General features: G+C 61.6%; 29 protein-coding genes and 1 pseudogene. 3 read left to right on the top strand and 27 right to left on the bottom strand.

Translation table 11 applies throughout. The features are described 5' to 3' along the window. Positions 1 to 119: 119 nt before the first annotated feature. From NKH37_RS31400 to NKH37_RS31340, 13 genes and pseudogenes are all read right to left on the bottom strand, one after another. Positions 120 to 806 carry a lytic transglycosylase domain-containing protein gene (locus tag NKH37_RS31400; protein ID WP_353042247.1) on the bottom strand — a complete coding sequence of 229 codons (687 nt, stop codon included), beginning with the start codon at positions 804 to 806 and terminating at the stop codon, positions 120 to 122. Continuing rightward, positions 794 to 1342 carry a signal peptidase I gene (gene lepB, locus NKH37_RS31395; protein ID WP_352484167.1) on the bottom strand — a complete coding sequence of 183 codons (549 nt, stop codon included), beginning with the start codon at positions 1340 to 1342 and terminating at the stop codon, positions 794 to 796. The genes NKH37_RS31400 and lepB overlap by 13 nt, the downstream gene beginning before the upstream one ends. Then, positions 1339 to 1608, bottom strand: a complete 270-nt coding sequence (locus NKH37_RS31390; protein ID WP_352453595.1) for a helix-turn-helix transcriptional regulator — start codon at positions 1606 to 1608, stop codon at positions 1339 to 1341. Before NKH37_RS31390 ends, lepB begins: the two co-directional genes overlap by 4 nt. A gap of 151 nt (positions 1609 to 1759) precedes the next feature. Further along, on the bottom strand, positions 1760 to 2083 hold the full coding sequence (locus NKH37_RS31385) for a DUF736 domain-containing protein (protein WP_023672372.1): 324 nt from the start codon (positions 2081 to 2083) through the stop codon (positions 1760 to 1762). A gap of 546 nt (positions 2084 to 2629) precedes the next feature. Next, positions 2630 to 2929 (bottom strand): hypothetical protein, encoded by a 300-nt coding sequence (locus tag NKH37_RS31380; protein ID WP_353042245.1) that lies wholly within the window; start codon positions 2927 to 2929, stop codon positions 2630 to 2632. Positions 2930 to 2937: 8 nt separating this feature from the next. Further along, positions 2938 to 3228, bottom strand: coding sequence for a hypothetical protein (locus tag NKH37_RS31375; protein WP_353042243.1), 291 nt, complete (start codon positions 3226 to 3228; stop codon positions 2938 to 2940). Further along, a complete protein-coding gene (locus NKH37_RS31370; protein WP_353042241.1) occupies positions 3189 to 4349 on the bottom strand; it encodes a ParB/RepB/Spo0J family partition protein in 1161 nt (386 codons plus the stop codon). Before NKH37_RS31370 ends, NKH37_RS31375 begins: the two co-directional genes overlap by 40 nt. A 79-nt stretch (positions 4350 to 4428) precedes the next feature. Beyond that, positions 4429 to 4848, bottom strand: coding sequence for a DUF2958 domain-containing protein (locus NKH37_RS31365; protein ID WP_352881689.1), 420 nt, complete (start codon positions 4846 to 4848; stop codon positions 4429 to 4431). A gap of 14 nt (positions 4849 to 4862) precedes the next feature. Then, a complete protein-coding gene (locus NKH37_RS31360; RefSeq protein ID WP_352549568.1) occupies positions 4863 to 5066 on the bottom strand; it encodes a hypothetical protein in 204 nt (67 codons plus the stop codon). Beyond that, positions 5063 to 6026: pseudogene (locus NKH37_RS31355) on the bottom strand (ArdC family protein). The gene NKH37_RS31360 and the pseudogene NKH37_RS31355 overlap by 4 nt, the downstream one beginning before the upstream one ends. A gap of 415 nt (positions 6027 to 6441) precedes the next feature. Further along, positions 6442 to 6681 carry a hypothetical protein gene (locus NKH37_RS31350; RefSeq protein ID WP_353042239.1) on the bottom strand — a complete coding sequence of 80 codons (240 nt, stop codon included), beginning with the start codon at positions 6679 to 6681 and terminating at the stop codon, positions 6442 to 6444. Positions 6682 to 6739: 58 nt separating this feature from the next. Next, positions 6740 to 6967, bottom strand: coding sequence for a hypothetical protein (locus NKH37_RS31345; protein WP_353042237.1), 228 nt, complete (start codon positions 6965 to 6967; stop codon positions 6740 to 6742). 154 nt (positions 6968 to 7121) lie between these two features. After that, the gene (locus tag NKH37_RS31340; RefSeq protein WP_023679646.1) at positions 7122 to 7355 is read right to left on the bottom strand and encodes a helix-turn-helix domain-containing protein; all 234 of its coding nucleotides are present in this window, start codon (positions 7353 to 7355) and stop codon (positions 7122 to 7124) included. 105 nt (positions 7356 to 7460) lie between these two features. On the opposite strand from NKH37_RS31340, the gene NKH37_RS31335 reads away from it, so the two are divergent. Further along, a complete protein-coding gene (locus NKH37_RS31335) occupies positions 7461 to 7742 on the top strand; it encodes a DNA -binding domain-containing protein (protein WP_353042276.1) in 282 nt (93 codons plus the stop codon). A gap of 95 nt (positions 7743 to 7837) precedes the next feature. On the opposite strand, the gene NKH37_RS31330 is transcribed toward NKH37_RS31335, so the two are convergent. The 11 genes from NKH37_RS31330 to NKH37_RS31280 form a co-directional block, all read right to left on the bottom strand. After that, a complete protein-coding gene (locus NKH37_RS31330) occupies positions 7838 to 9745 on the bottom strand; it encodes a putative bifunctional diguanylate cyclase/phosphodiesterase (RefSeq protein ID WP_352610884.1) in 1908 nt (635 codons plus the stop codon). A gap of 302 nt (positions 9746 to 10047) precedes the next feature. Further along, on the bottom strand, positions 10048 to 11229 hold the full coding sequence (gene ubiM / locus NKH37_RS31325) for a 5-demethoxyubiquinol-8 5-hydroxylase UbiM (RefSeq protein WP_353042274.1): 1182 nt from the start codon (positions 11227 to 11229) through the stop codon (positions 10048 to 10050). Positions 11230 to 11651: 422 nt separating this feature from the next. Further along, on the bottom strand, positions 11652 to 11804 hold the full coding sequence (gene ccoS / locus NKH37_RS31320; protein ID WP_023679633.1) for a cbb3-type cytochrome oxidase assembly protein CcoS: 153 nt from the start codon (positions 11802 to 11804) through the stop codon (positions 11652 to 11654). Next, a complete protein-coding gene (locus tag NKH37_RS31315) occupies positions 11801 to 14089 on the bottom strand; it encodes a cation-translocating P-type ATPase (RefSeq protein WP_353042235.1) in 2289 nt (762 codons plus the stop codon). Before NKH37_RS31315 ends, ccoS begins: the two co-directional genes overlap by 4 nt. After that, entirely contained in the window at positions 14086 to 14583 is a 498-nt protein-coding gene (locus tag NKH37_RS31310) for a FixH family protein (RefSeq protein WP_352457384.1), read from the bottom strand. The genes NKH37_RS31315 and NKH37_RS31310 overlap by 4 nt, the downstream gene beginning before the upstream one ends. After that, a complete protein-coding gene (gene ccoG, locus NKH37_RS31305) occupies positions 14580 to 16139 on the bottom strand; it encodes a cytochrome c oxidase accessory protein CcoG (protein ID WP_353042233.1) in 1560 nt (519 codons plus the stop codon). Before ccoG ends, NKH37_RS31310 begins: the two co-directional genes overlap by 4 nt. A 131-nt stretch (positions 16140 to 16270) precedes the next feature. Then, the gene (ccoP, locus tag NKH37_RS31300; RefSeq protein WP_352516163.1) at positions 16271 to 17134 is read right to left on the bottom strand and encodes a cytochrome-c oxidase, cbb3-type subunit III; all 864 of its coding nucleotides are present in this window, start codon (positions 17132 to 17134) and stop codon (positions 16271 to 16273) included. Positions 17135 to 17136: 2 nt separating this feature from the next. Beyond that, positions 17137 to 17286, bottom strand: a complete 150-nt coding sequence (locus NKH37_RS31295) for a cbb3-type cytochrome c oxidase subunit 3 (protein ID WP_023679629.1) — start codon at positions 17284 to 17286, stop codon at positions 17137 to 17139. Between the two features lie 11 nt (positions 17287 to 17297). Then, positions 17298 to 18029: a cytochrome-c oxidase, cbb3-type subunit II gene (gene ccoO, locus NKH37_RS31290; protein ID WP_353042231.1), complete on the bottom strand. Its 732-nt coding sequence runs from the start codon at positions 18027 to 18029 to the stop codon at positions 17298 to 17300. Then, positions 18020 to 19651 (bottom strand): cytochrome-c oxidase, cbb3-type subunit I, encoded by a 1632-nt coding sequence (gene ccoN / locus NKH37_RS31285; protein ID WP_353042229.1) that lies wholly within the window; start codon positions 19649 to 19651, stop codon positions 18020 to 18022. Before ccoN ends, ccoO begins: the two co-directional genes overlap by 10 nt. 593 nt (positions 19652 to 20244) lie before the next feature. Then, positions 20245 to 20991: a Crp/Fnr family transcriptional regulator gene (locus NKH37_RS31280; protein ID WP_352690206.1), complete on the bottom strand. Its 747-nt coding sequence runs from the start codon at positions 20989 to 20991 to the stop codon at positions 20245 to 20247. Positions 20992 to 21143: 152 nt separating this feature from the next. Between NKH37_RS31280 and hemN the strand changes: the two genes are divergently transcribed. Then, the gene (gene hemN, locus NKH37_RS31275) at positions 21144 to 22493 is read left to right on the top strand and encodes an oxygen-independent coproporphyrinogen III oxidase (protein WP_353042227.1); all 1350 of its coding nucleotides are present in this window, start codon (positions 21144 to 21146) and stop codon (positions 22491 to 22493) included. 557 nt (positions 22494 to 23050) lie between these two features. Here the strand turns inward: hemN and queE are convergent. From queE to queC, 3 genes are read right to left on the bottom strand one after another with little or no spacing between them, the layout of a single operon-like run. After that, complete coding sequence (gene queE, locus NKH37_RS31270; protein WP_352684181.1) at positions 23051 to 23785, bottom strand: 7-carboxy-7-deazaguanine synthase QueE; 735 nt, start codon at positions 23783 to 23785, stop codon at positions 23051 to 23053. Then, complete coding sequence (gene queD, locus NKH37_RS31265) at positions 23782 to 24138, bottom strand: 6-carboxytetrahydropterin synthase QueD (RefSeq protein WP_023722053.1); 357 nt, start codon at positions 24136 to 24138, stop codon at positions 23782 to 23784. Before queD ends, queE begins: the two co-directional genes overlap by 4 nt. Then, a complete protein-coding gene (gene queC / locus NKH37_RS31260) occupies positions 24138 to 24836 on the bottom strand; it encodes a 7-cyano-7-deazaguanine synthase QueC (protein WP_031194962.1) in 699 nt (232 codons plus the stop codon). Before queC ends, queD begins: the two co-directional genes overlap by 1 nt. A 601-nt stretch (positions 24837 to 25437) precedes the next feature. On the opposite strand from queC, the gene NKH37_RS31255 reads away from it, so the two are divergent. After that, on the top strand, positions 25438 to 25827 hold the full coding sequence (locus NKH37_RS31255; RefSeq protein ID WP_352453859.1) for a hypothetical protein: 390 nt from the start codon (positions 25438 to 25440) through the stop codon (positions 25825 to 25827). Positions 25828 to 26565 lie beyond the last annotated feature (738 nt).

Genomic DNA, 26565 nt, shown 5'->3' with positions numbered 1-26565 from the left:
GCAGCCTCCGTGAAAAAGGATGTGCAGACAAAGACTTCGCCGGCTCCAGGAGGCGATGCCTTTATCTTGCCTTCCGCGGACCTGCCTCCCTGCCCCGCCCGACCCACGGTACCCTGCCCTCACCTGCGATCCGGCCGGCCTGACCTTGCTCGCTCCGATCCGAGCGGCACCACGATTTGGCCATTCGGATCGGTCGCGGAAACACCGTTTCGCAGGAAAAACAGCGACTGCCCGGACGGGATTTCCGGCGCTTTTCCGGAACGGGATTTGCCGGTGAACGCGTCCATGTCGGCGGCCGAGATCCCCGCCGCCTTGAGCTCTTCCAGATACGAAACCGTCTCGCTGGGCAGCGGTCGCCCACGCTGCAAATGCTGTTCGTAGCGGTCCGGCCCAGCGTTATACGCGGCAAACAGGCCGGGAAAGCCGAAGCGGTCATACATGGCGCGCAGATAGGCAGTGCCTGCCAGAATGTTGTCGCGAGGGTCGTGCGGATCGGCTCCCAGGCCAAGCTCTGCGCGCATCTCCTCGTAGGTGCCGGGCATCACCTGCATGAGGCCAATGCCGCCGGCGTGTGAGGCGATCGGCCGTCCGTCCAGCCTTGTCTGCCCCCGGCTTTCGGCATCCATGACGGCATAAATCCAGGGCTGTGGAATGCTGAAACGCTGGCTTGCTTCGGCTACCAAGGGCTGCCATCTTGCCAGCTGCGGACCAGGGGAGATTGCGGCCGGCTGAGCGTCGGTCGCGGCGGAACAGGCGCATGGCGCTATCGCGATCATGCCCAGCATCAGGAGGGTTACTCGGTCCATAGCGGGACCAGCCTCCCGACAATATTTTCGGCCGGCACCGGCCCGAAATAGCGGCTGTCGAAGGAGTGATTTCTATCGGTGCCGAGCAGGAAAAACTCGTCGGCGGCGAGCTTGCGGCAGGCATTCCACCAAGGCAGCGGACGGTGCTGCGTGTCGGTTGCCAGCCGGCGCGCGACGATCTCGCCGCCGATGATGATGGCGTCGCCGAAGGCGCAGACATGCTCGCCAGGCAGCGCGGCAAGGCGCTTGACCAGCGGCACATTGCTGGGCAGATAGAAGCGTTCGGCGGCGAGATCGGCGACCGGTTTTGGCGGGCGGACGAGCACCAGATCGCCACGAGCCGGTGATCCGGACGCGACGCGATAGAGGCCGACCGGCGCACTCGCCGAGGCGTTCCAGACCAGCCAGGGCGATGGGTTGTCGAAAGCGGCGAAGCCGATCAGGCCGAGGCCTATTGTGGCCACGGCGATCGTCTTGCGCGCCCGAATTCGCCGCAGATGGCTGCCGATCAGACGGATAGTGGGACGCCGGCTCATGAGCGGCCTCCCTCACCGGCCGAGCCGGAATTGTGCCCGCCATCCTCGGGCCTGGTCTCCTGCGCGCGTCCCTTCGACCAGTCGTCGAGCTCGTCGATGTGATAGCGGACATAGCGGCCGTGCTTGCGAAATTGCGGGCCACCGCCCTTGAGCCGCATCTTCTCCAGCGTGCGCTGGGATAGCCCGATATAGAAGGCGGCCTGCGCGGTGTTGAGAAACGGACTGCCCTTCTTCGCGCGGGCCGCGCGTTCGTTTTCGTCGTCCATGATGGTCCTCGTTTCGCTACGGACAAGCGAAGGCGAGGATCGGCGAGCGAGATCATTTTGGGGACGGGCGAAGAGTGGGGGGCGAGTTTTCGCCGCCCCTTCTTGAGAAGAGCCCCGCGCCCGTTGCGGGGCGGGGCTCGGGGCTGGCGGTTCAGTCGACCGGGTTCCAGATGATGGCGTATGTGTCGTCGTCATCCTGGCCGGCGGCGCGGCCGAGATTGGCGTAGAGCTTGCGCGGGCCGAACTCCGGGGCGGCAATCGACAGGCTCACATAGTCCTTGCCGGAGGTCTCGCCGGTGCGGATCCAGCCGGCCCCTACTTCGACCCCTTGCGTCAGCACCCGGAAGTCGGGATGGGTGTCGGCGCTCTTTGCCTGATTGGGCACGATGTCGATGTCGGCGCGGACGCTGAGCGTCTTGAGCTGGCCCTTGTAGCCGCCGTTTTCCTGTTTGGTGACGTATCCGATCGCGGTCATTTTTAGTCTCCTTGTGGTGCTCGCCGGGGACCATTCCCCTGCGATGGCGGACCGTGATGGGCGCGTCCGGACCGCCGGAACCGGGACGGCCGCAGCGATAGCGGAGGACCCGAGCGGGCAGCTTTTTTGAAGTGAAGCGGCGCGAGGAAGCCGCCGCAGGCGGCGGGGAAAAAAGCTGCTGGCGAGGGTTTCGGGCGGGCCGGATCCGCCCATAGGTCGTCAAGCCAGCCGCAGGGGAATGGTCCCTGAGACGCATGGAGACAGGTGGCGCGATCCGGTGACACAAACGAGCAGGCGGCATTACAGGGCGCTGGCTGCGGGGGCTCTGTCGCCAACCGGATCGGACAATTGGCCCATGCGCGGAGCGCCTCGGCAAGCAACCCGGCGCGGTGCAGGGCTGCCGAAATGGGGGCGAGTTGGCGTCGGGATTTCTCGCGCAAGGCACTGGCTCGACAAGACGACCAATCGGCAGCCGGCGCGGCCCGGAGCGGCGCGCGCGCCCTGAGCGGCGGCACTCGAGAGAACCGCCGCTTGAGGCTGATGGGTTCATTCGCGCACGAACAGCGGCTGCATTTGTGCCCACTGATCGGCGGTGCGGAAGCCGCCGCGGCTGGTGTAGCTTTCGGCCGGGAATTCCATCCAGCGCGGCAGCCAGGTCTCGACCTTCTGGCGGCCATTCTCGCCCGCCAGGAAGTCGCGGATGATCTTCTTTTGCGTCTTGACCTTCTCGGCGACATTGCCATCCGCGACCAGCTTGCCGCCGACCTCGGCCAGCATCGAATTGGCGATTTCCTTATCGCGCAAGAGGTCGAAGAAGGCATCGTCCGGTTGCCACCATGTGCCCATATCGACGTTCAGATGGTTGCCGAGCGCCTCGATGACGGCGCTACGCCTGCAAGCGTCTCGGCCATGACAAGGGTGAGAACGCGCATGACATCGTCGTCGCAGAGCGCCAAGAGGCGCGCGAACACGCCGGCGATAGCAAAGGCGTCGCCATCGCCGCCGGCGACCACGCCATCCTCATCCGGTGATCCGAGCAGGGCCAACATTTCGCGCCGTTTTTTGCCGAATGCAGCTTCAGCCTTGCAGCCGGCAAGGCTGGCAGTCACCGTCTCGTTGGCCGCGCGCTGTGGCTCACGGCGCACCAGCCACAAGCCGGAACCGGTGATGGCGTGCGCCACCACGAGTCGCAGCGCCACGGCGGGATGGTCGAGCATGGCCGCGCGCACGCCGCATGGCGATGCAGATCGACATAGTTCTGCATCGGGCCGGTGAGTTCGGGGCGCGGCGGCTTGGCGGCTGTTTCTTCTTGCTCACCGCCCTCGCGGGCGCGGCGGGCTTCCTTGCGTGACAGCCAGCCCTCGTGACACTCGACCTCGCCGCGATGCGAGACAGTGATGACGACCTTGCCGCCCTTCTTCTTCGGGGTCTTCTCGTGGTCCCATGGGTGGAAATACTGGCCCGGCTCCAGCAGCACCACCTCGCTCCAGCCGTCGTTGAGATAGGTGTCGCGTCTGGCGGCAATCGCTTCGTTCTGCTTTTGCCAGAACAGGTCGGCATCGGCGAAATAGCTGTCCTCGCCGAACAGGTCCGAGGTGATCAGGCCGGGATATTCGTCGATGGCAAACAGCGCCACCTTGGTGGAAATCGACTGGCCGCCGAACAGCCATTGCTTCAATTGAAAGCCACGCGGCGCGTGTTGATCGGGATCGGCACGGAGTGCCAGCCAGTCCTTCTGCTGCGCCTTGGACGCCATGGTGAGATGGCGCACCGTCTCGGCGTCGATCTCCTCGCGGCGATAGGCTTCGCGGATTTTGGGCAAGAGGTCGCCAAGCGCCAGAATGCGTTTGACCTTCAGGTCAGTGATGCCGAAGGTCGCAGCGATGTCTGGAACGGTGCGGCCTTGCCTGACGAGCCGCGAAAACGTCTCCCATTGCGATACTTCGTCAGGATCGAGGCGGGCAAGGTTTTCGATCAGCGAGGCTTCCAGCGCATCGGCGTCGTCGCCATCCTCCATGATGGCGCAGGGCAAGGGATCGCCTTCGCCGCGCTCGTCGGCAAGCGATTTCGCGGCGAAATAGCGCCGCCTGCCGGCAACGATCTCGAAGGTTTCCGGTTGGCCGTTGGGCCGCACAAGGAGAGGCACCAGCACGCCGCGCGCACGCACTGACGGCAGGATGTCGGATATGTCGGGCGCGCGTTTTCCATGGCGCATGTTGAGCGCGCAAATGTTGAGCTGATCCAAGGGAATGTGGGCAAGCTGCATGGTTACTCTCCTTTCGCTTTGGTTGAGGTTGTCCCCGCCGCAGAGGCCGACGGCCGGCGCGGCGGGACGGTTTTTGCGTCTATAGGCGCTGCTGTTCCGCCGTGTCGGGCGGAAGCTCGGAATGGGGCTTTGAAAGGGCGTCTGCTGCCTGCCGCAGAAGTCGCTCGGTCTCGGTGATGTGGCGGCAAATGCGGGCGGCTTCGGCATAGACGGAGAGCGGAAAGCGCGCCTGGAAATGCAGGTCGCGCTCTATGCCGAGGCCAAGCGGACCTTTTACGGATGCAAGCTCGGCCAGACTGACGCTGCCGAGTTCGGGGAAGCCGAAGCCGAGATCGCAAAGGCCGAACAGCGTGTCGCCATCGGCGTCGAGTTCGGTCAAAAGCCACGTGGCGGCACCTGAGGGATTAAACAGTTTCACAACGGGAAAATGGTCGATGTCGGCCTCGGCGGCGCCATTGGCGAGCAGTCGTGCGCGCAGTGGATCGGTGATCAGGATCATGGAAAGACTCCTTGTCAGAACAGGTCGAGTTGATTTCTGCTGGCTTCATCGAAGAGGCCGATATCGAGCGGCTTTTGCGCCGCGCGCGGACACATCGGCGCGTCCATCAGGAGGGTGAGCCGATCGCGCGTGGTGATCGGCCGGACACCGGGAATGAGCATCTGCTCGCCTTGCGGCGTCGGCTCGCTCGCGGTCAGTTGAGGATCGCGCATCGTCATGCCGCAATCCCTTCCTGCGCCTCGCTTTCGGCATCGGCCTGAAGGCCAAACAGGAAATCGGCGGCCTTGGAAGCAAGACTGGCGGCACGGAAGATGGCGCGATTGTCCTCGCGCAGCACCTTCAGCCATGAGCCGATGTAATCGGCATGACGCACGGTCGGCTCGATACCGAGATTGCTGCAGACGAAGGCGGCAGTGATTTCGGCGACCAATTCTTCACGCGCGTAAGCCTTGGAGCCGAACGAGCCGGAGAGGTCGCGAGCAAGCCGCGTCGGGTGGCCGGTCCAGTGGCCAAGCTCGTGAAAGCAGGTCCGGTAATAGTCGATCTGGTGATGGAACGCCGGCTGCGGCGGCACCTGAATGTGGTCGCTGCCCGGCATGTAGAAAGCGCGATCGCCGCCGACCCTGAAATCCGCACCGCTGGCGCGAATGAGCGTCTCGGCCTGCGGCACGATCTCGCACTGAGGCAGCGGCTCGGCGGCCGCATAGAGGTCTTCCGGAAGATTATCGCACTGCGCGACATTGAAGACGGTGAAGCGCTTCAAAAAAGGCACGGCCTGTGGTTCATCGCCCTCGTGGCGTGCGCGCTCCTTCTCGTCCTTGGGGACAAAGCGGTCGGCATGCACGATGGTCGTGCCGCGCTCGCCCTTCCTGACATTGCCGCCAAGGACGAGCGCCTGCCGGAAGGTGAGCCAGTTCTGGCTGGGATAGCTGCGCTCGATGACCGCGCCCCACAGGATGAGGAATATTGATGCCGGAATAGATGCGCCCAGAGGATGCATTTCTCGGCAGGCCAAGGCCTGCCTTTGCGCTGCCCCATGGCTTGACCCATGGCACGGTGCCGCGCTCCAGTTCGGCAATGATGCGGTCGGTGATCTCCTGATAAAGGCTGGCGCCCGGGCGCCCGCCCTTGCCTGCGCCAGCCTCTGTGCTGGCACAACGCTTGCTGTTTGCATGCATCGTCTCATCCTCCGCTCGCCAATCGCCGCGCCTTTCCCCGGAAGCGGGGTGGGCGGCGAGTCGCGACCGGAAAGGCCCGCCGTGGTAGGCGGACCGCATCCGAAGGACCGGAACGAAGAGGAGGACCCTGAGCGGCACGCGAAGGGTTGCGGGCTGCCGCGGCGGGCCTAGAAGGGAGTGCCGCCCACCCCGCGCCACCGGGAAAGGCCAACAGACAAACCGCGCCGCCCGCAAGGGCGGCGGCCGTCTCAGCCCGAAGGGCTGCCCACGCCAAGGGGCGAAGCCGAATGGCCGAGACCGCCTGAGCTTGCCGAAGAAAAGCGGGCTCGGTTCACGAGCACCTGGTGCGCGTCGTCAGGCGCGCGGGCGCCCGCCAGGACAGATTTTTCGCACGGATCATCGTCAAGCGCCGCAGTTACGTCGAGAAACTCGACGACATCGCCGCCGTGCGCGCGGCTTCCTCCGAACAAAGCCAGCGCTCGCCTTTCAACAGGTTGAGGCGCGTGTCCCAGTAATATTCCTGACCGGGATCATGATAGACGCGCTCGCCCGTTTGTGGCTTATATTGGCTTTGATGATGCAGCCGACAGCGGCAGGGTCGATTCGAAGGCAAGAATGCCAGCCAGGAGTTGTCCTGATAGCGATGGTTGCCCACGCCCCTTCTCCCCGAAGAGAGAATGCGACGTTTGCAGCATGGGGTCTACAAGTCGGGTCTAATTCAGCGGTCCTGTTCCGAACCATTGAATGAACGGCGCATCCTTACCCGTGATATCCTTCACCGTCTTCAACAGCGCTTCATGGGTGTGTTGGAGAGCCCGGTAATGGTCGCTGCTAGGTGATAGAAGCGGCTGGACGATGCTCTTGTGCAGCCGTTCCGCGTCCGCCAGAAAGCGCTCGATTTCAGCCTGTGAAAGCTGCCTGGAAAGTTTGGTCCTAGCCATTGCGATCTCCGTTGAGGAATCGCCCCACCTAGGATTATCATCCTATATCGGCATGGCCTGGTAAAGACCCACCCGCAGCGGAATGGCAGCTTGCCGAAGAAAAGCGCGCTCGGTTCACGGCACCGGCGCGAGCCGTTAGGCGCGCGGGCGCCCGCTAGGACCGCAGGCTGGACAGAATCTCGCACGGATCAGCGTCAAGCGCCGCAGTTAAGTCGAGAAACTCGATGACGTCGAGACGCCGCTCTCCACCCTCGTACTTGGCCACGAAGGATTGGGGACGATCAAGCTTCTCGGCCACCTGCGCCTGAGTCAGGCCTTTGGCCTTGCGCAGGGAAACCAGCTGGGCCAGGAACCGCTGGTGGCGGGGCGATCGAAGAGATTTGGGCATTTAGGCGAACCGGTCGGGTAAAGACCGGATCAGCGACTAATCCTGGTTTCGGATTATCCCATTTTGGGATATGCTGCGGGCGCTCAACAGGCGAGGTTCGCAGGCATGAATCGATCAATGGGAACAGATGAGACTCGAAGCTCAACTCTGTGCGACGAAGTCCCCTGGTCGGAGAACCTCACGAGCTACGACAGGGAGCATTTCACGATCTACCTGCGGATCCTGGATGCCTGCGCCGACAATGCCAGCGAAGAGGAGATGGCTGATCTCATTCTCGGCATCGACCCGGCCCTTGAACCGGTCCGCGCCCGCAAGGCTCTTCGCAGCCATATCGACCGGGCGAACTGGATGGTGACGACTGGCTACAAAGAACTGTTCGCCGGCTGACGCACAGCACGGATTGTCATGCTCTTCAAACAAGGAAGTTCAGATAGCCGCCATTCATGAGCGCACGGCCGCGAGAGACAGCGCGGCTGGAGCGGTCACAACTGGTTCGCGTGCTGTTTGACTGCCATTTCTAGTGCTTGGCTCAGAGGCACCGCCTTCGAGAACAGGAAGCCCTGAGCGGTCCTGCAGCCAAGCTTGTGCAGGGTTTGCCGATCCGCCTCTGTTTCGACGCCCTCGGCCATGACCTCGATCCCGAGCATGTTACCGAGATCGATGACCGATTTGACAAGCAGTCGGTCCTCTCGGGATTTGGCCAAGCCGCGAATGAAGCCCTGGTCTATTTTCACCTTGCGTATCCGACTGTCCTTGAGCGATGCCAACGTGGAAAAGCCGGTGCCGAAGTCATCGAGCGCGATGGAAATGCCGGCATGTGAAAGCCGTCCGAGCTTTTCATCCACTCTGTCCGGGTCCACCGGGGATTCTTCGGTAATCTCGATTTCGAACATCGTTGCAGGGAGGCCTTTTGCCGCCAGACCATCCAAAACCATGTCGTCGATATCGCCGGCTTCCAGTTCGCGCGGCGAAACATTCATCGCCACACGGAAATCACGACAGTCAGCTTTCACCAAGCCGTCGATAAAAGCACAACAGTCGGCGAAGACGGTTTGCGTCAGCAGCTGAAGCATTCCGGTTTCGCGTGCAGCTGTGATGATTTCGGGTGGAGAGATGGCACCATGAATCGGATGGGACCACCTCAGCAAGGCTTCAAAACCGACCACGGCCTCGGTGTCGAGTTTCACGATCGGCTGGAACCAAGGTTGCAAGCTTCTCGTCTTTATCGCCGAATGAAGGTCCCGTTCGACGGACTGGCGGCGTTGCAGTTCCCTGTCGAGTTCGGCATCGAACAGGCAAAATTCGTTCCTGCCACGACGCTTGGCCGTATAAAGGGCGATATCCGCCCGCAACAACATTTCCGTCAGGCCCGGGCTTTCCGCCAGGTATATTCCTATCGATGCCCCGACACGGACGGACGCGACCTCGATATAGGGTCGGGCAATTTTGGCTATGATATTGGAGGCGAGATCACTGGCAGAAAGCGAAACCCTCGTTGAGGGAAAAAACAGCACGAATTCATCGCCGCCGATACGAGCGAGCGTTGAGCCTTCCGGTGCTTCCTCCTCTATGCGGCGGGCGATCCTGACAAGCAGTTCATCACCGGTCCTGTGACCGTAGGTATCGTTGACGGATTTGAACCCGTCCAGATCAACCAGCATTGCCACGAAGGGGCCATCCGCGGTCTCGAAACGTCCGATTGCGTCTTCGAGGCCACGCCTGTTGAGAAGGGCCGTCAGGTGGTCCTGCCTGGAACTGGCCTTCATCTCCGCCGCAAGCCGCTCGGCCTCATGCCTCAGGCGGCTCGCTTCGCGGAACCGTGCTTGCCCAACAAACGAAGCTCGAACCAAGCCGCCCATGAAGAGCAGAACGGTAAAAGCCAGAATGTAGTCTTCAAAATTGCCTTTCGCCAAAAGGCAAGCCACCGTGATGAGGAGCGGAGGTGTGATGAAGTTGGTCGCCGCCGCGGCATACGAACTGCCGTATGTAACCGCACCAGCGGAAATGCCCGCCAGAATGACCAGATGCAGCGGTGCTTGAGGTGTCGTGTATCCAACAGTCAGGACGGCCAGGAAGGACCAGGCAAACCCTGCCAGAAGAGCAAGGATGCCAAACCAGCGAAGCCGCGGCAAAACCCCCACTAAACCGTCATGGCGCCCCGTTTCCTTTAGCTGATAACGCGCGAGTGCAAGGCGGGCGGCATTTATCGCATTGACGACCAGGAACCAGATTGCAGCGGCAAAGCCGCTGCCAGAAAGGGCGTGCACCGCCCAAATCAGGCCTGACAGGATACCGCTTATCGGCATCGACACGAAGAGGCCGGTCCTCAGGTCAGCAAGCTGATCCTGACGGATTTTGGCCTCCAGCGTGTCTACTTTCTTCGGGGCCATGGACGGACCAGCTTGCTCCCATCGTTGTTCGCGAGGACAAGCTTACGCAGGCCCACTGAAGGACGGGTTAACTATCCAGCGGGGGTAACCAGTGCGCTCACCATGTCTTCGGGGCGCACGTCTGCTCTTGGCCTTGCCGTCTGACCATCGAGCTCTTGCCCGCACGCGTGCCTTGATCCGAATCATCCCAGGATCGGCAACGTCACCATGGAAGCAGCCCTGCCAACGGTATCAACGCGCCCGGCGAGACAAAAGGAAGCCGGGCCGAGATAGCGTTCCAAAGCGGCAGCGCTGCCTGCGATTCACCGCCTGAGCATGGCCGAAATGCCATGGCGGATAAAGGGAAGATATTGGGCAAAGCGAAGCCCTGCATGTCTTGCAAGCCGTGCCGCCGGGTGCTCGCCTGAGTAGAGAGCGACAAGCGCATTCGTAGCATGATAGAGCGGTGCCGCCGACAGACGCAGCCGGCTTTCGTATCTGCCGAGTATCTCGGGATCAGCAATGTCGCGGCGCTCGCGACATGCCGCCAGGATTCTATCGGCGAGTTGCTTCTGGCCACTGAGGCCGATGTTGAAGCCATGCGCGGTCACCGGGTGCATGCCGAGGGCAGCATCGCCGATCAGTGCCGCACTCGGAGCCCAGAACTTGTGCGCCCAGGTCGTGACCAGCGGATAGGCATGGCGGGTGCTTGCCAAGGTCATCTCTCCGAGGCGTCCTCGATACCGGCTCGTCGATTCCATGAGGAACAAATCGTCGTCGAGAGCAAGCAGTCTGTCGGCCTCGCTTGAGCGCAAAGTGAGAAGCAGCGACGACACGCCTTCCATGAGCGGCAACATCGCTATCGTCTGATGGTGATCGAACCATTCGACCGCGATCTGGTGATGGGCGCGCTCGTGCCTCACCCGGCAAATCAGCATGGAGTTGCCAAGCCGATTGATGTCGGCGCCAATGCCGAGCAGGTCGCGCGTCGCGGACAAACGCGAATCCGCTGCAACGAGCAGCCGAGCGGCCAATTGCCTGCCATCACAGAGCGTTATGACTGCTTCTTTGTGGCTGGTTGTTGCATTGACGACCGAGTGGCCGCACAGCAGCCGGGCATGATCCTGGAAGCGGACAATCTTGAACAGGGCGTCGCGGATCCGACAATTTGGGACCAGAATTCCGAGTGGTTCCCCAGATCCGCTGGGAGAATCGAAGCTCAGGGCGAAAGGGCTCGATCCGTTGAGCACGCGCGCGCCTTGTAGCGGTGATTTGTCCGAAGCGGGGATGGCATCCCAGGCGCCGAGCTCGCGAAGGATTCCAACCGATGCGTGGGTCAGCGCGATCTCGCGACCGTCGAAAGCCGGATTCGCCAGGCTTTCGAGCGACTGCCGTTCAACCACTGCCACCTTGAGTCGGCTCTGGGCAAGCGATGCGGCGAAGGAAAGTCCGACCGGCCCGGCTCCGACGACAATAACGTCGAATCTATCGACAGAGCCGGCCATCAGCGTGCCGCCATTGCGTCGGCTATCTGCGACGAAGGGCACTGGAACGCATCGCAATCGATCCACGGTTTGCGGCTCATCTCCCCAAGCGTCTCCACGCGACCTAACCGTCCGTTAGACATCCGTTCTCCGTTCAAAAATGCTCAATAAACCATGCCTATGAAGAGATAACCCTGATGTGGATCAACCAGGCTCGATAAACACGGCAACGGCGGGTTCACGGTCGACTGGTCGATCGCCACGCCATGGTCTGGTCAGGTCATCATCGAATGGCCGGCTTCCCGTTCGGTGCGGCCCTTTCCTGGCCGAAAGTTCGGCAACGTATTCTGGCTGATCCGTTCGCACCCGTCGCGCGCCGAAATCGGCATGACGCGAAGCAACCGCGGAAAATATTCGAGCGAGTCGTCGCAGGACAGGCTGGGTCAGCTGCGTGGCTCGTCGCGGTCGATCAGGATCCGCTCGGCGGCGCCATCGAGATCTTCATATTGGCCGCTCCTCAAGGCCCACAGGAACCCGGCCAGCCCAAGCGCTCCGAGGAACAGGGCCACAGGTATGAGGTAGGCGAGCGTCGTCATGAGGATTGTGCCAGTGCGCCAATGTCGGAGTGCTTGTCATGTCGGGCATCTTGCACCGATGCATTTGACACGAAACCTTGCAAGCGTAGCGCATTGCCGATGACCAGGAGGGACGAGGCGGACATCGCGACCGCCGCGATCAGTGGCGTAACGTGCCCCAGAATGGCGACCGGCACGGCGATGCCATTGTAAACGATCGCGATGGCGATGTTCTGCCGGATCAGCCGTCCGGCCTTCCGCGAAATGTCTAAAGCAAGTGGGACCGCCAGAAGACTTTTACGCAGGAACACGAAATCCGCGGCGTTGCGACCGATATCCGCCGCCGTGGCCGGAGCGATCGAAACGTGTGCGGCGCCCAATGCAGGCGTGTCGTTGAGCCCATCGCCGACCATCAGCACCTTGTGGCCAGTTCGCGTCAATGCTTCGATGTGTTCGACCTTCCCGGAGGGAAGCAGCGCGGGAACGAAGCGCTCGACGCCCAGTGCTTCCGCGACTTCGCCGCAGGCAGCTTCTGTGTCGCCCGACAGCATCTCCACCGACACGCCGGCGCCGTTCAGTTGCTCGATGGCCGCCTTGGCATCGGCACGCAGCTCATCCTCGAAATCGAAAGTCGCGACAATGACCCCGTCCTTCGTCAGAACGGTTCCGCCATAGCCTTGTTTGCCTTCGCCGCCGGTCCGGGCTTTCCACTCAGCCCATCCGCGGCGACCCAGCCGCCAGGTACTGCCCTCGGCGATGGCTTCGATGCCGAAGCCCGGATGCTCGCTGACGGACGCGAGTTTCGGCTGGCCGGCAAAGGCTGCATTGCCAGCGATTGCCTTCGAAAAGGGATGGCGGGAATGCGCTGCCATCTCGGCCGCCATGGCGAGCATCGTCGGATCGATGGACGGCGCATTGATCAGCCTGGGCAGTCCGAGCGTAAGCGTGCCGGTTTTGTCGAACAATGCCGTGTCGATCCCCGCCAGGCGCTCCATGGCGGAGCCGTCCCTGACCATGACGCCGCTTTCAAACAGCCGCCGCGCAGCGACCACCTGCACGATCGGCACGGCGAGACCGAGCGCGCACGGGCATGTGATGATCAAAACGGCGATCGCGATTGTTATTGCCCGGTGCCAGTCGCCGGTCGCCGCCATCCAGCCGAGGAACGTCACAAAGGCGGTGAGGTGGACCACGGGGGCGTAGAGCGCGGAGACGCGATCGGCGATCCTGCGATGGCGGGCGCGGCCGCCCTCTGCCGCTTCCATCAGCCGAACCATTTCGGCCAGGAAGGAATCCTTCGCGGCGGCCGTCGCCTCGATGGTCAGCGGACCGGTGAGATTGAGCGTACCGGCCTGGACCTGCGCCCCCGGGCCCACCGTTATGGGCGTGCTTTCCCCGGAAACCAGGGAACAGTCGAGATCCGACGCCCCGCCAATGATCCTGCCGTCGATGGGCATCCTCTCGCCGGCCGCGATCAAGAGCTCCATTCCTGGTTCGATCTCGCCAACCGGCAAGTAGTCGCGCGAACCATCCTCGCGCAGCACCATGGCGCCGCGCGCCGCCAGCCGAGCCAGTCCGTTTACGGCCGTCCGTGCCCGTTCCCGCATCACGTGATCCAGCGTGCGGCCGATCAGCAGAAAGAACAGCAGCGACACCGACGCGTCGAAATAAGCATGGTCGCCATGGTTAATCGTCTCGTAGAGGCTCATCGCGTAAGCGAGCGATACCCCGACCGCGATCGGCACGTCCATGTTCATGCGGCTGTGGCGCAGCGCATTCCAGGCCGAGCGAAAATAGATGCCGCCGGCGAAAGCGAGCGCAGGAATGGCAATCAAGGCCGAGACCCAATGGAACAGGTCGCGGGTCGCGCCTTGCGCGCCGGACCAGACGGAGACTGATAGCAGCATGATGTTGCCCGCCGCAAAGCCGGCGACCGCGACGGCGCGGATCAGTTCCGAGAGCATCTTGTCCTTCCCGTCAGCCTCGGGATCGAACAGGTGCGCGCCATAGCCCAGCCGTCCAAGTGTGGCGACGAATGGCGGAACCTCCTCGCCGCGCCACCGGACCGAAACACGTTTCGTCGAAAGATTGACACGTGCGTCTTCGACGCGATCCAGCTTGCCGATCGCCGTCTCGATCGTCTGGATGCAGGCAGCACAATGTACAGCCGGCACCGAGAGGTCGGTCTGGCGAAGATTTTCGCCGATCGAGCGGCTCGCCAGTCTGATTTCCTGGCCAGAAGGCAGGATCAGTGTGACCTTTTCCAGGTCCAATGCCATTTCGGCGCCTGGCGCGCAGCAGCTCATTGCAGCGCTCCATCGGAGATCATGATCCTGCGCACGTCGCGGAAAGGTCTTGCCAGACCGGCATCGGCGTCGATTTCGACGATCCACACACCGTCCCTTGGGATGTGCTGCAGTACAAACTCCTGGCCCGAGGCGGCGGCGAGCGTGATGGACTCATCTTCTTTCTCGTAAGCGGGATGGCGAAACAGCACTTTGACGCCATGCAAGGGAACCGCCTTGCCGGCGGCGTCGGTGACGCCATAGCGGACCTCACCGCCTGCGATGGTTAGTTTGCCAGTCCAGCCGAGGGCTGCCTGAGCTCGCCCTTGCTCGGCCTTTTTGTTGAATTGCTGGCTCGCCACATAGGTGTTTTCGACGACAAGGCCGGTCCAGCTCGTGTTGGCGAGCGTCGCCATGGTCAGATTGACCGCTATGACCACGCCGAAGAAGCCAAGGATGGTGAACAGCATATGCCTGCCGGTGAATTCGCGGGATTGTCGCGAGGTGTCGCTCATCTGGCGATCTCCGGTGCGTTGAAAGTGGCCGTGTATTCGTCCGACTCGAACGTTGCCTTGTTTTCGACCCGGAACTTGAAGCTTTGCGCTGCACCCCGAACCTGATCTGCCGGCTGACGCACGAAAACCTTGAGCATCTTCAGCCGGTCGGGTTCGACCGGGATGGCGAAGGAGCGATCCGCCGGCAGGTCGATGCCGACAACGCTCATTTCGGCTCCATGCAGGCCCCGCATCGTGACAATGATCGTTCTTGGTTCGGGGATCATGTTGAGCAGCTTGACGATGTAGCCGTTGCGGATCGAACCGTCGGACAGCGTCACGAACTGCGGGTTGCGATCGTGCAGGACATTCAATTCGAGCCGTTCGCGGGTCAGCAGCGAATAGAGCAGCGCGAGACCGACCGCCGACCAGGCGCCCATGTAGACGAAGGTGCGCGGTCGAAAGATCTTGCGGATATGGAAACGGGCCACCTTGTCGGAGAACAGGCCGTCAGCGCTCCTGACCAGTGACGGGTTGACTGAACCGGAGCCGCCCGGGGTCGCCAGCATCATGTTGGCGTTGTAGTCGGCCAGCGTCGCATAGGAAATCAGTCCGCGCTCCCTGCCGAGCTTGTCCATGATACCGTCACAGGTATCGATGCAGAGCGCGCAGGTGATGCATTCAAGCTGCTGGCCATCACGAATGTCTATCCCCATCGGGCACACCGCGACACAGGCATTGCAGTCGACGCAGTCGCCGACGGGCTGCCCGGCGGCAAGGACCCTCTTGGCGTGACGCGAGCGCGGTTCGCCGCGCCAGTCATTATAGGTGACGGTGAGGGAATTCTCGTCGAGCATGGCCGCCTGGATGCGCGGCCATGGGCACATGTAGGTGCAGACCTGCTCGCGCATCAGCCCGCCGAACGTATAGGTCGTCGCCGTCAGCACGGGCACGGTGATGTCGGCAACGGGGGCGGCGGTGCCGGTGAAGAGTTCCCCAAGCAGCGTCGGCGCATCGGCGAAATAGAAGATCCAGGCGCCGCCGGTCAGCACCCCTATGACCAGCCAAATGGCGTGTTTCGATGTTCGCACCACGAGTTTGCGCGCAGTCCAGGGACCGGCATCGAGCTTGACGCGCGCGTTGCGGTCGCCCTCGATGGCTCGCTCGACGACCAGAAACAGATCGACCCACACGGTCTGCGGGCACGTATAGCCGCACCAGGCCCGGCCGACGGTGGATGTGATCAGGAAAAGGCCGATACCGGCCATGACCAGCAGGCCGGCGACGTAGTAGAATTCCTGCGGCCATATCTCGATGAAGAAGAAGTAGAAGCGGCGGTTGGCAAGATCGACCAGCACGGCCTGGTCCGGGGCAAATGGCCCGCGATCCCACCGCAGCCAGGGCGTCAGGTAGTAGATCCCCAGCGTGATTGCCATCACCGACCACTTGAAGCGGCGGAAACTGCCAGAGGCCCGGTTCGGGAAGATCTTCTTGCGTGCGGCATAGAGCGGCTGACGGGTCTTGGCGGAGTTGACCGCATCGGCTTCGAGCCGTTCTATTTGCGTGTTATCGAGCACGAGAAGCTCCAGTCACCAGCGACGATTTTGCCGGAAGCCCGACCCATCGGTTTCTGGATGATGCCGAGGCCCGGCTCGCGCCGGGCCTCGTCGCTTGGCGGTGCGGGGAGGACGAGAATAGGCTTGCGTACCTATTCTCCGCCACCAAGCGAATGGACATAGACCGCGAGTTCCTTGGCCTTGATCTCGCCGAGACGCCCGATCCAGGCCGGCATGACGCCGTGCTTCGGCGCGCGGACCTGCGCGGCGATGGCTGTTTCGCCAGACCCGTATAGCCAGATCGCGTCGGTCAGGTCGGGTGCGCCGAGCTCCCTGTTGCCCTTTGCATTCTCGCCATGACAAGCCGCACAATTCTCGGCGAAAACATTTGCGCCGAGTTCGATCAGGCTTGTGTCCTGAACAGGATCGGAGAGGCTTGCGACATAGGCGCCGACCTGCTTGATCTGATCCGTCGTGATGATGTCGCCAAAAGCAGGCATTTCCGACAGGCGCGTATCCGGGTCTGATGCGAAGCGGATGCCGTGCGCAATCGTCTGCTGGATCTGTTCGGCGTTGCCACCCCACAGCCAATCGTCGTCGTTTAGGTTGGGAAAACCCTTGGACCCTTGAGCGCCCGAGCCATGGCACTGCACGCAATTGACCTTGAACGCGGCGCCACCTGCGGCGACGGCGAATTCGCGTAGCGTATCGTCGGCAGTAATCTCGGAGACGGTCTTCGCCTGAATGGCAGCGACAAATTTACCCTTGGCCACTTCGGCCGCGGCCAGTTCATTCTTGACGTCTCTGCGGCTCGAATACCCCAGCACACCCCTGGTCGCGGAAGTCAGCATCGGCCATGCCGGATAGACGACGGTGTAGCCGATCGCCCAGGCAATGGTGATGTAGAAGGTGATGACCCACCAGCGGGGAAGCGGGTTGTTGAGTTCCTTGATGCCGTCCCACTCATGGCCGGTCGTCGAGATACCCGAAACCTCGTCGATATGCTCGCTGCCCATGATCAGTCGTCCTTGAGAGGAATGTGAGCGGCTCTCTCGGCTTGCCTGCGGCTGCCGGGACGAAGTGCAAAGGCAACGCATCCGAGGAAGAAAAGCGCCATGGCAAGCAGGCCCCAGCTGTCGGCAAACTCCCGCATGAAATTGTAGGTCATCGCCATTCTCCTCAGCGGTAACCGGCGGCTTCGTCATAGGTCCTGAAATCGACCAGCGTGCCGAGCATCTGCAAATAGGCGACCAGCGCATCCATTTCGGTGACCTGCTGCGGATCGCCGTCGAAGTCCCCAACCTTGGCTTTCGGATAGCGTCTCTCCAGGCCCGATGTGTCGGCATTCGCATCGGCCTGCGCCATGAGATCGGCATTGGCATGAGCGATCATGTCGTCTGAATAGGGCACACCGACACGGCTGTTGGCGATCAGATGCGTCGAGAAATCCTTCACCTCGATGGGCATGTCCTTCAGGAACGCGTAGCTCGGCATGATCGATTCCGGCACCACCGAACGCGGCTCGGTGAGATGCTGGACGTGCCATCCGTTCGAGTAGCGGTCGCCGACCCGGGCGAGATCCGGCCCGGTGCGCTTCGAGCCCCACTGGAACGGGTGGTCGTACATCGACTCGGCCGCCAGGCTATAGTGGCCGTAGCGCTCGACCTCGTCGCGGAACGGCCTTATCATCTGGCTGTGGCAGAGGTAACAGCCCTCACGCACATAGATGTTGCGCCCGGCGAGCTCGAGCGGCGAATAGGGCCGCATGCCTTCCACGTTCTCGATGGTGTTGTCGAGATAGAAGAGCGGCGCGATCTCGACGATACCGCCGATTGTTACGACCAGCAGGGACCCGAGGAGAAGAAGTGTGGCGTTCTTCTCGATGACCGCGTGTCTGTCCATCAGGCCCATTTTCTGGCTCCTGATCGCACAGGCTGGAGGGCGGGGATGGAGCGCGGCATCGGATCCTCCTCGCGCTGGTAGCCGAGGATGGTCATGGCGATGTTCCAGGCCATGATGAGGGCGCCCGACAGATACATCGCGCCGCCGATGGCACGCATGATGTAGTAGGGATGCATGGCGGCGACGGTTTCGGCGAAGGAGTAGACCAGGAAGCCCTGCTCGTTGTATTCGCGCCACATAAGGCCCTGCATGACGCCGGAGACCCACATCACCGCGGCGTAAACGACGATCCCAAGCGTCGCCAGCCAGAAGTGCCAGTTGACGAGCCGCAGCGAATAAAGCCGGTCGCGGTTCCATAACTTCGGGACCATGAAATAGATCGCGCCGAACGAGATCATGCCGACCCATCCGAGCGCGCCCGAATGGACGTGACCGATGGTCCAGTCGGTGTAGTGCGAGAGCGAGTTGACGGCCTTGATTGACATCATCGGGCCTTCGAAGGTCGACATTCCGTAGAAGGCGATGGCCATGACCATCATGCGGATGATCGGGTCGGTGCGCAGCTTGTCCCAGGCGCCCGAGAGCGTCATCAGGCCGTTTATCATGCCACCCCATGACGGCATCCAGAGCATGATGGAGAACACCATGCCGAGGGTCTGGGCCCAGTCCGGCAGGGCGGTGTAGTGGAGGTGGTGCGGACCGGCCCAGATGTAGAGAAAGATCAAAGCCCAGAAGTGGATGATCGACAGCCGGTAGGAATAGACGGGTCGGTTGGCCTGCTTGGGAACGAAATAATACATCATGCCGAGGAAGCCGGCGGTCAGGAAGAAGCCGACGGCGTTGTGGCCGTACCACCACTGCGTCAGGGCGTCCTGTACGCCGGAGAAGGCTGAATAGCTCTTGGAGCCCAGGAAGGAGACCGGCATCGACAGGTTGTTGATCACATGCAGCATTGCGATGGTCACGATGAAGGCAAGGTAGAACCAGTTGGCGACATAGATGTGCGGTTCCTTGCGCTTTAGGATCGTGCCGAGGAACAGGATGAGATAGGCGACCCAGACAATGGTCAGCCACAGGTCCACATACCATTCGGGCTCGGCGTATTCGCGGCTCTCGGTTATGCCGAGCAGGTAGCCGGTCGCCGCCATGACGATGAAGAGCTGGTAGCCCCAGAACACGAACCAGCCGAGATCGCCGCCGAACAGCCGAGCGCGGCAGGTGCGCTGGACGACATACAGCGACGTGCAGAGCAGCGCATTGCCGCCGAAGGCGAAGACGACGCCCGACGTATGCAATGGCCGTAAACGGCCGAAATTGAACCAGGGCTGGATGTTGAGATCCGGGTAGGCGAGCTGCAGGGCGATGACCACGCCGACCAGCATGCCGACGACGCCCCAGAATACGGTGGCGATGGCACCGTAGCGGATCGGCCCATCCATGTAAGCGGCGGGGTCGATCGGAACTGCCGGCTTGAACTCCGTGTTGCGCAACAGAATCGCCGTGAAGCCAGCCACGGCGAAGAACAAAACCCACATATGCCGCCGAAAAGGTTCATCTACGCCGAAGCCGGCAGCCACCAGGGCCGCAAACGCAAACAGGCTTAGAAGGACGATCTCTGTGCCGAATTTCATCGCAAGCCCCGATTTCCGATTCCGGCGGGCGCCAAACCGCAGTGCCTTATTGCGCAGCCGTGGCCTGCTCGCCCTGATCCATGTCAGAGCCGCACGATTTTGCTTCGAGCAGGATCGAGTTCGGTGCGATCAGACTGTGGCGATCGAATGTGGAAGCGCGGCACCGGCCGCCACGCTTATGGACAGGCCCGGCGTCCCAGGTCGGGCCGGGTTTGGAGGTGTGGGAAGCGCGCCTTCTGTGACGCTGGAAAGTAGGCCGATGCCTTGCCGAACGTCGATCGTTTCAATGCCTTGGGACAGCCAGCGCCAGCGTTGCGCTAACTTCGTGACATACATGGTTCGGGGAGACGGCGATTTTCCCCTGCGTATGAAGCGTATTGACTTCGGCCGAGTGCGATCCTGCCTGGAACAGCCGGTTGCACGTCGAGCACGTCGAGGATGGATGCTTCGCCGACGAGTTGGCCGAAACGCACCTGGCTCATGCGATCGGATGGAGAGCGGGCTGTCGCTATGCGACTTCTTCTAACGCCCAACGCGAGCATGCCCTGCCCCGAACGAAGTAAGTGACGTAGGCCATGCAGCTTCGGTGTCATTCAAACGGCGGTTGCGCCTCGGCCGCCGCAGCGCCGTTCCAGCCGGCTCATGCTGTCCACGGTGATACGGCGGTTGTTCTCGATCCGAATCACGCCGTCCATTCTCAGGCTGGTCAGCTGACGGCTCACGGTCTCGTTTGTAATTCCAAGGAAATCAGAGATGTCGGCACGCGTCATCGGCAGCTCGAAGCACGCCGACCTGGCCGCCGGGTCAACACTGGAACCGATGTTCCGGGCGATCATGAGGAGAAAGCTCGCCACCTTCTCCGGTGCGGTCTTGCGCCCCAGAGTCACCATCCATTCGCGTGCCTCGTCGAGCTCGTTCAGCGCCTGCTTGAACAGGCGATGCACAAATTCCGGTGATTCCTTCATCAACCGTTCGATGGCCGCTCTCGGAAACGAGCATAGCGAGACAGCTGTTGCCGCTTCCGCATTGATCGCGCTTTTCATCTTGAAGGGCCGTCCCAGAAAATCCGGCGCGAACTGGAGACCGACGATCTGCTGGCGGCCGTCCGAAAGGCTCTTCGTGAGCTTCACCACGCCTGAAAGCACGTTTGAATAACAGTCGACCGCCTCGGCGTCGCCGATCAGTTCGACCCCCGGCTCGATATTGTGCCGCGACGACGTCTTGGCGAGCTGAGCCAAATGGTCTGGTTCGAGCGCACCACAGACACCGCGGTGCCGTGCCTCGCAAGACAGGCAAAGAACGGGAATGCCGGAACTGTGAATGTCCTGCCGTAATGTCATTCGATCGCTCCGGTCCACTTGCGGGCAGGATAGCAATCGACGGTAGAAAAATCCTTGCGGCAGTTTGTCCGTGCTGAACGTTGATCGAAATCAGGGCTTAGGCTCATCCAAGCATCCACAGTTCCGGCGACGCAAACACGGTGGACCACGACATGCGACTGGAGCTAGCTGCCAGACTTGGCGAGAACGTCCCGCGCTATACCAGTTATCCGACAGCGCCGCATTTTCATACCGGCATTGATGCTGCAATTTGTCGTGGCTGGCTGCAGGCGCTCAACGATGGCGATGAGATCTCGCTCTATCTGCACATCCCGTATTGCGACAAGCTTTGCTGGTTCTGCGCTTGCCATACCAAGCAGACACGCCACTACGAACCAGTGACCACATATCTGCGCTCACTGCATGCCGAGATCGCAACCGTCTCCAGTCTTGTCGCAGGCAAGGGCCGCGTGCGTGCCGTCCATTTCGGCGGCGGTTCGCCAACGATGCTCAAACCGGAGGATCTGGTGGCGCTGGGAACCGTCCTGCGCAACAGCTTCACCTTTCTCCCCGGTGCAATGATCAGCGTTGAGATCGAACCCAACGATATGGACCATGCCCGCCTCGATGCACTTGCCGAAATCGGCATGACAAGGGCGAGCCTCGGCGTCCAGGATTTCGACCCGAAGGTGCAGAAAGCGATCAACCGCGAGCAGAGCTTTGTGCAGACCAAGACAGTTGTTGATGGCGTTCGTTCGCGCGGCGTCGAATCCGTCAATCTCGATCTGCTCTACGGCCTGCCGCATCAGACCAGGGAGAGCGTCGCCTCCACAGTTGCACAGGCCCTGACCCTGGAACCGGATCGGATCGCGCTTTTTGGCTACGCCCATGTGCCGTGGTTCAAGAAACATCAGACGATGATCGACAAGGCCTGGTTGCCGGGTCCGGCGGAGCGGTTTGCCCAATCGCAATTGGCAGCGCGGGCGATCATGGACCAGGGATACGAAGCAATCGGGCTCGATCATTTCGCCAAGCCGGGCGATGCGCTGGCGCTTGCGGCACGCGCCGGGACTTTGCACCGGAACTTCCAAGGCTACACCGAGGACTGCTACGAGACCTTGATCGGCCTTGGCCCATCGTCCATCAGCCAGTTTCGCCAGGGCTATGCACAGAATATGCCTTCGACCGCCGAGTATGGACGCATGGTTGCTGATGGCGGGCTGGCCGCTGTTCGGGGTATCGCGCTTTCCGACGACGACCGTGTTCGCGGCTGGATCATCGAGCGATTGATGTGTGACTTCGCCTTCTCGGCGATTGAGCTGGTGGAGCGCTTTGGCGAAGCCGGCCAAAGACTTCTCCTCAAGGCGAGTTCCACGGCCCTCCAAGATCCTGCGCGGTTGCTTGAACTTGATGGTGACCGCTTCGTCGTGCCTGCGGAAAGCCGGCCCTTTGTCAGGAGCATCGCGGCAAAGTTCGACAAATATTTCGAAAGTGGAACGGCCAGGCACTCAGCGGCAGTCTGAGCACCGCAGAGGAACGGTCATGGTTCTCAGTCGATCGTGAACCGATTGCGCTACATTTTTCACTGTTGACCGGCGACCGTCGTGTCAAGACAGGATTCGGAGCGGACCAGACGCGTCTTGGCATAGCGACGATATCGTCCGGTCGTGCCTTCCGGCGCCGTATTCCATTTCGCAGTCCCTGAAGCGCCACGTCGAGTGGCCTCTTTTCTGTATCGGAAGCAGTCGACAATCGTCCTGGCCAGATCATGGTTGTCGGCCGACAGCTCCCTTCGGCCTTGCAACGAGAATCCGCAAGGACCGTGCCAGCTGCAGCAGGCGCCGCCGGATCGCAACACCATACTATTCCACCCGTGGCTCGCGCTAACCTTTGATTGGTTCCCGCCAGGCCGACGCCCGTCGAAACCGAGCCTCGGCAACAATCCTAATCGTAAGCGGCTGGCCACGCTCTTGGTGCCGGTGGCAGAAGTCCGCAAGCACCCCGGCAGCGCCGTCAAGCGTGGGACAACCCGTCCACCCGAATATTCGTCGGCGCAGTTTCAGTGAAAAGCGGGCCTAGGCTACACAGCTCTCTTGTTACCCCAGAGCATAACGTGCAGCTGCGGCAGCACACGGGCTTCGAACCACCTGTCGCGGGTCACGCTATCAACCAGCCACTCCATGCGCTTCAATATTCCGTCAAGGTCGACAGGCGCGTCTTCATTTGCGGGGCGTGGCGGCGTGTGATTGCCGGGTTGCAGATAGATCGGAAGCCGCGGAAATCTCGCAGCGGCGTCTTTCGCGTAGGCGTAGTCACTTTCGTCGAAAACAATGAGCTTGAGCACGACTTGCGGCCTGCCTTGTGCCGCCTGGAGGCACGCCTCGAAAGCGGCCCAATCGGTCGTCATTTGGCTTGACGGCGGCTTTGGGCTGAGGACTAGCACGTCAAGGTCGGCAAACCAGTCCCTGGCCACCGAACCTTGGGTTTCCAGCGCAAAACGGTAACCTTCACCATGGCCTCGCTCGATGAGCGCGCCGAGCGGCTGGATGGCCGGATTGCCGCCTGACAGCGACACCATCAGCGGGCGGCCACCGGAAAGCGCAAGCACGTTTTGCCACACCGCGCCAATGGACATCATCTCCCATTCATGGCGGAATTGATTGTCCACCGCATGCAGGCTGTCGCACCAGGAACAGCGATAGTCACACCCGCCGGTTCTGACGAAGACCGTCGGCAAACCGATGAGCACGCCCTCGCCCTGGATCGTCGGCCCGAAAATCTCACTCACGCGGATTGCGGGATGCGTATCGGTCATGGCCGGTATTCCGCCCAGGTTTTCGGCGTTTCGCTCACCCGCACGGCCGAGGTTTCGCGCAGGCGTGCCTTGCACCATTCATAAAAATGTCTGGCCAGATATTCCGCCGTGACTTGCTCATGTCCCAGCACGTCGTTGAGATGTCGGTGGTCGAAGCTCTCGTCGATGTAGCGTTTGAATGGCGCCAAATCGTGATAGTCGCGCACGAAGCCGTTGTCGTTCAGTCCATTCGCTGAAAGCTCCACTTCAACGATGTAGTTATGCCCGTGCAGGCGCGCGCATTGGTGATCGGGTGGCAACGAGGTGAGCTGATGCGAGGCTGAGAAGTGGAATTCCTTGGTGATGCGGAACATTACGCGGTCCTCCTTCGCAGCGCATCGAGCCAGAAGTCGGAGTCCTCGTAGTCGGTGGGGTCCGGCTGCCCAGAGAGATGAAACGCCTCGCGCCGCTCGACGCAGGTCCCGCACCTCCCGCAGTGACGCTCGGCGCCCTTGTAGCAGGACCAGGTCTGCGCAAACGGCGTGCCGTATGCTGCTCCATTCCTAACAATGTCCGCCTTCGTGAGATTCACATAGGGTGCATAAATGCGAATCTCCGCGTAGCCGTCGAGCGCGTGGTCCTGCATCATCTGGAAAGCGTCGATGAAGGCCGGACGGCAGTCGGGATAAATGAAATGATCCCCACCATGCACGGCCGTCGCCACCGCCTCAGCGCCGTGCGCTGCGGCGAAGCCGAAGGCAATGGCCAACATGATGGCGTTCCGGTTCGGCACCACCGTGACCTTCATCGTGTCTTCGGCGTAGTGCCCGTCGGGCACGTCCACATTATCGGTCAGCGCGGAGCCGGAAAGGCCGCCGCCGATCTCGTGGATGTCGATGATGCGGTGCGGGACGCTCAGTCGCTCCGCGCAAAGGGCGGCGAAGCCCAATTCCTTCCTATGCCGTTGGCCGTAATCGAAAGATAGGAGGCCGGCGAGTTCGTGCTCCGCTGCCACCTTGTGAGCAAGGGTAACGGAGTCCAATCCGCCGGAGCAGACGACGAGAGTCTTCATTTTTGGGTCCTTGTTTTAACCGGGTAGGCTGCGACCGGAGATTTCTCTGCGCTCCCAGTACTTCAGGAAATCCATTTTGTGAAGTGAACGGGGGACGAGTTTCATGCGCTGACGTGCCGCTGTGTGCAAGGCGCCCTCGCGGTGAGCCTGCAAGGAACACGGACTAGCGAAACGTCACGCTTCAGCGGAATGCTCAAAGGCGAGCGCACCGGAATATGCTCTGCAGGAGGTCCGGACCTTCGTAAACAAAGTTCTCGACGATCAAGCGCCCGGCGGTCCAGAGCTTCGAGGGACGCCACCGCGAGGGTTTCAGGTACAAGACGGCCCGAAGATGGGCTTGCCGCAAGAGAACGGACTTACCAGTGGGATGTTCAGCGACGCCGATGCAGATGTCTGGAATGATCACGACATCAATTGTCGCGGCAACTTTGGCCTCGGGTTCCGTAGATCCAGCGCATTCCGCTTCAGGATCGGTTCGAACCGGAGCACGCCCTCGGTCAATGGACGACCGGCAAACCCTGAATGATCGGTCGTGAGCCGACATCTGTGAACAAGCGGTGTGGTCGATTGCTATCACCCATGTGTTGCGCGCAGGTACCTTATGGCAGTGGATGAACTGGATTTGATGGTTTTACGGCTGGCGGTCGAAAGCGTCCGCTCGCTCTCCTTAAGCTTCGCTGAAAAGGCCGCCGAGGTAGCCACCAGGAGCCGCGGCATCCTGCTTTTCGACGTGCGGGTCGACGGTCATGCGGGGGTCCAGCGGGTCGCAGCCATCCGATATCAGGGCGACCAGATCGGCGTGCTGGCGTTGGACAGACAGGGCCTTGTTACCCACCATTGCATCGTCAACGGTACGTTCTCACATTTCATTGCGCCCTTGGAGACCTGGCACAGCATGCCCCTGTCGATGCAGGCCAAGATCGATGCCAACGGCCATGCCAGTCTCTTCCTAGGGGCCTTGCGAAATGCCGGACATTTGCTGGGCAGCTAGCATTTGGCTAGAATGCATCTGTGAATTTTTGCATGCGCATCGCTGCCGAACCGCCGGCATGATTGTCGTGCTCGAAAACGGCGGCGGCGATCGCGGCAAAGCGATCGCCGCGATCATGGCGATCAACGCGTGGGCGTTGCATCGATGCGCGATCGTTTGAGACGGAGATCTCCGCCTGGCATCGAGCAACATGCACGGAGGTACGCAAAGCGCAAATGCATCAAGTAGTTGAAGGGACGAGCCCCTCGCGCAAATGGAGCTTGCGCTGCCGTTGTCGTCCCATCGTGCCGCCGAACTCGGGGGCGTGACGATCGACCACGATGGCCTATTTTTTTGCAAAGCCGAATGTCCCGATTCCGAAGCCAAGGAAAAAACTCCGACCACAGCGAAGAATAGTAACAACACGGCGACGCGAGCCGCCTTGCGCTCTAGCAGGGGAGGTGCTTGCGGTGCTCTCACCGACACAAGATCGCAAATGGCACGTGGGTGAGCACCAGAACTGGCGACACGCATGGTGATCGGCTTGACTCGCTGGAGGAAGCACAAGGCCTCAGTGGGCGGAGGCGCCAGCGACGGTCGAATACTGACTGGCTGCTCGGGATCTGATCGTTGAAATGACGTAGGATTTGGTTGCTTAAGCCGATCCGAACCATTTCCCGGAGACCACACCCACCATGAACGATCTTGCGCTGCCGCTGAGCGGTTTGTCATCAGTCGGCGGCAAGTCCGTCGTCGCCC

The organism is Mesorhizobium sp. M1217 (assembly GCF_040318275.1).
Taxonomy (GTDB): domain Bacteria; phylum Pseudomonadota; class Alphaproteobacteria; order Rhizobiales; family Rhizobiaceae; genus Mesorhizobium.
Note: the sequence above shows the minus strand (reverse complement) of the source record. Positions and strands in the feature narration are given on the sequence as shown.